Source organism: Tepidimonas sp., assembly GCF_036824975.1.
Classification (GTDB): domain Bacteria; phylum Pseudomonadota; class Gammaproteobacteria; order Burkholderiales; family Burkholderiaceae_C; genus Tepidimonas.
Window position 1 is genome coordinate 2,065 of the sequence record NZ_DAISZC010000065.1, and the last position, 2,056, is coordinate 4,120.

The window sequence follows — 2,056 nt, forward strand, 5'->3', positions numbered from 1 at the left end:
CCACCGGTCAATTCGTCCGCTTTCCGGACTCGCCGTTTGAGCTCTTTCAGCCCTACCCACCGGCGGGTGACCAGCCCAGTGCGATTGCGCAGCTGGTTGAAGGGGTGCAGGACGGCGAGGCGTTCCAGACGCTGCTGGGTGTGACTGGTTCGGGCAAGACGTTCACGATGGCCAACGTGATCGCGCGGCTGGGGCGGCCGGCGATCGTCTTTGCGCCCAATAAGACTTTAGCGGCACAGCTTTACAGTGAATTTCGTGAGTTCTTTCCAAAGAACGCCGTCGAATATTTCGTCAGCTATTACGACTACTACCAGCCCGAGGCCTACGTACCACAGCGCGACCTCTACATCGAGAAGGACAGCGCCATCAACGAGCACATCGAACAGCTGCGCCTGTCGTGTACCAAGAGCCTGCTGGAGCGGCGCGACGTGGTCATCGTGGCCACCGTCAGCGCCATCTACGGCATCGGCAAGCCCGAGCACTACCACCGTATGATCCTGACCCTGCGTGTCGGCGACCGCATGAGCCAACGCGACATCATCGCGCAGTTGGTGCGCATGCAGTACCAGCGCAATGAACAGGAATTCGTGCGTGGGAAGTTTCGCGTGCGCGGCGACGTGATTGACGTCTTTCCCGCCGAACACTCCGAGCTGGCGCTGCGCATCGAGTTGTTCGACGACGAGATCGAGGCGCTGACCTTGTTCGACCCGCTAACCGGCCAAACCCGCCAGCGGCTGCTGCGCTTTACGGTCTATCCCAGCAGCCACTATGTCACGCCGCGCGAGCAGGTACTGCACGCGGTGGAGTCGATCAAAGAGGAGCTGCAGGCCCGGGTGCAAGAGCTGTTGGCCATGGGCAAGCTGCTGGAAGCGCAGCGGCTGGAGCAGCGCACCCGCTTCGACTTGGAGATGCTGGTGGAGGTCGGCCACTGCAAGGGCATCGAGAACTATACCCGGCACCTGTCGGGCGCGGCGCCGGGCGAGCCGCCCAGCACGCTCACTGACTACCTGCCGCGCGACGCGCTCATGTTTCTGGATGAGAGCCACGTGATGATCGGGCAGCTGGCGGGCATGTACAACGGTGACCGTGCGCGCAAGACGACGCTGGTCGAGTACGGATTTCGGCTACCCAGCGCGCTAGACAACCGGCCGCTGAAGTTCGAGGAGTTCGAGCGGCGCATGCGGCAGGTGATCTTCGTGTCGGCTACGCCGGGCGAGTACGAACTGCGTCGATCCTCGCGCGTGGTGGAGCAGGTGGTACGCCCCACCGGCTTGGTGGACCCGGTGGTGCAAGTGCGGCCTGCCACGCATCAGGTGGACGACCTGCTGCACGAGATCCGCCTGCGCGTGCAGCGCGACGAGCGTGTGCTGGTGACCACGCTGACCAAGCGCATGGCCGAGCAACTCACCGACTACCTGAGCGAAAACGGCGTGCGCGTGCGCTATCTGCACTCGGATGTGGATACGGTCGAGCGCGTGGAGATCATCCGTGACCTGCGGCTGGGCACCTTCGACGTGCTGGTGGGCATCAATCTGCTGCGCGAGGGACTGGATATTCCCGAAGTGTCGCTGGTGGCGATCCTGGATGCGGACAAGGAAGGCTTTTTGCGCGCCGAACGCAGCCTCATCCAGACCATCGGCCGCGCAGCGCGCAACCTCAACGGCATGGCGATCCTGTACGCCGACACGGTGACGGATTCCATGCGCCGCGCCATCGACGAGACCGAACGCCGCCGCGCCAAGCAGCTGGCTTACAACGCCGCCCATGGCGTGACGCCGCGCGGGGTCACCAAGCGCATCAAGGACCTCATCGACGGCGTCGTCAGCGACCGGGCGGCCGAAGCCCAGCAGCGCCAGCAGCAGGTGCAGGCCGAGGCCGCCGCGCTACAGGAACTGGACGAAAAGGCGCTCGCGCGCGAGATCAAGCGGCTGGAGAAACAGATGCTGGAGCACGCGCGCAACCTGGAGTTCGAGGCGGCGGCGCGGGTGCGCGACCAGCTCATGCAGCTCAAGGACCGCGTGCTGGGCGCCCACGGGGCCGCCGAGGAGGCGCTGGC

Annotated in this window: 1 protein-coding gene; it reads left to right on the forward strand. The window is 64.8% G+C overall.

Features of this window, described 5'->3' with window-relative positions; all coding sequences use genetic code 11:
- A partial coding sequence (gene uvrB / locus V7Z54_RS07950; protein ID WP_334135691.1) for an excinuclease ABC subunit UvrB occupies nucleotides 1-2,056 on the forward strand: 2,056 nt, incomplete at both ends.